The organism is Rhizobacter sp. P1_G5, from assembly GCF_056405435.1.
Genome location: NZ_JBFUCB010000880.1, coordinates 1 through 1,889, shown reverse-complemented (window position 1 = coordinate 1,889; position 1,889 = coordinate 1). Strand labels below are relative to the sequence as shown.

The 1,889-nt window shown below is 68.5% G+C and carries 3 protein-coding genes and 1 pseudogene; 1 reads left to right on the top strand and 3 read right to left on the bottom strand.

From position 1 onward, the window contains the following. Positions 1-409: helix-turn-helix domain-containing protein (locus tag AC1D12_RS32270; RefSeq protein ID WP_477845230.1), on the top strand; the 409-nt coding region annotated here is incomplete at its 5' end. Here AC1D12_RS32270 and AC1D12_RS32265 read toward each other — a convergent pair. From AC1D12_RS32265 to AC1D12_RS32255, 3 genes and pseudogenes are all read right to left on the bottom strand, one after another. Further along, positions 394-576 (bottom strand): hypothetical protein, encoded by a 183-nt coding sequence (locus AC1D12_RS32265; RefSeq protein WP_477826192.1) that lies wholly within the window; start codon positions 574-576, stop codon positions 394-396. The genes AC1D12_RS32270 and AC1D12_RS32265 overlap by 16 nt on opposite strands. Before the next feature lie 127 nt (positions 577-703). Further along, positions 704-946 (bottom strand): annotated as a pseudogene (locus AC1D12_RS32260) (glutamine amidotransferase-related protein); the annotation flags it as partial. Positions 947-1,147: 201 nt separating this feature from the next. Continuing rightward, on the bottom strand, positions 1,148-1,889 hold a 742-nt coding region (locus AC1D12_RS32255; RefSeq protein WP_477845229.1), incomplete at its 5' end, for an Ig-like domain-containing protein.

Sequence of the window (1,889 nt, the reverse complement as noted above, 5' to 3'; positions counted from 1 at the left end):
GCTCTATGAGGAGCAGGGCATGGACGCGCGCCTGACCACGCTGCTGGTCGACGAGATCGGTGCGGCGCCCACCGGCCACCTGCACCTGCCGATGCCGGTGGATGCGCGCCTGCGCAAGATCGTCGAGATGATCATCGATGACCCGGCCGACCGCGGAACGACGCAGACCTGGGCGCAGCGCGCCGGCCTGAGCGAGCGGACGATGGCGCGCCTGCTCGCCAGGGAAACCGGCATGAGCTTCGGCCGCTGGCGCCAGCAGCTCCACCTGATGCTGGCGGTGAAATGGCTGGGCATCGGCTCGTCGGTCCAGCAGGTCGCGGACCGGCTGGGCTACGAGAGCTCGGGCAGCTTCATCACGATGTTCCGCAAGGCGATGGGGACCACGCCGGGGCGCTACGTCGTGGCCTGAAAGCCCCCCAGCCAGGCATCCACCAGGCCCGCGGCCAGCGCGCCGCCATGCTGCACGGCCTCGCGGCGCAATGCCGCGATGTCKACCCCGGCCTGGCTGAGCTCGCCCGCATGCCCGATCAGCCATTGCTCGATGCGGCGCGGATCGGCCTCCAGGTGGAACTGCAAGGCGAGGGCGGCCGGCCAGGGGCATGAAGGCTTGGTGCGGGCACAGCGCCGTGGCGGCCAGGCTCGGCAGGCCTGGCGGCAGCTCGAACTGGTCGCCGTGCCAATGCAGCACCGGCGGGCCCGGCGGCAAGGCGGCCAGCGGCGAGGCGCGGCCGGCATCGGTCAGCTCGATCGGGCCGAAGCCGATCTCCTTGCGGCCATGCGCCATCGGCTTCACCCGGGCGCCCAACGCCTTGGCCATCAACTGCGCCCCCAGGCAGACGCCCAGCAGTGGCCGATGCTGGGCGAGGTGTCGTTCGATCAGGCGCAGCTCGTCGGCCAGGAAGGGATAGACCGCGCCGTCTTCGTCGCCGATCGGGCCGCCAAGCACGACGACGAGATCGAACTCATCGGCCAGCGCCGGATCGTCGAGCGGATCGACGCCGGCGTCGCGGTACGCGATGCGGGTGCAGCCGCGCGGAGGGTGTCCGCTGGAACCCCCTTGGCGGCCAGGTAGGTGCGGCCGAAGCCGAGCACCTGGGCGATGTTCCTCGAGGCCTCGGGAACGAGAATGTCGAAGTGCATCGAGCCGCTACGGGTAGGTGATGGAGCCGGGGCAGGGTACGGCAGCCTGCCGGACGAGGGCCAGCGGCTGCGGGAAGTGCGAAGGCATCGGGTGCCACTCCAGCAGTTCTGCCCGGACGCCGGTATGCCCGTTGCGGGTTATCTTCGCTGACCAGGTAGTGATCGGTGATTCATCGGGCCTGCGTATGCAGCCTTGCCAAAGGCCATCGATGATGCCGAAGCCCGTCCACCCCGGGCATGACGCGTAGCTACTGGAGCCGGCCGAACCTGCAATGTCTGATTCCAACCGCGCGACGACCCTTGCACCCACCTCGCCCGATGCGGTTCCGTGAAGCTCGACAAGCTGTTCGGAACTGTCGGGGGAGCTGAGCGTGCATGAGCCGCTGGTCAGCTTGATGGCATTGTTCCAGGAGAGGCCGCCGGCATGGACCAGAACCGTGGACTGAGAATCGCGGTAGACCGTGTCGCCGAGATACTTCACCGTGACGATCTGCGACCACGCCGCACTGGTGACGAGAACGCTGCAACGCCCTGCACCGTCGATCAGTTGGGCGACGCAGCTGGCGCCCTGCAGCGTCACTTCCACCGATCCGGTGGGAGCAGCGCGAGACGGATCTGCAGGCCCGACGGAGAACGACACCTCCATGTTTTCACCGAGGTACGCCACCTCGGCACCTGCTTGCGGCGCATGGATGGCCACGCTGTTGCCTTCACGGCATTCCCCAGTGGAGTAGGGCGCTCCCACATTG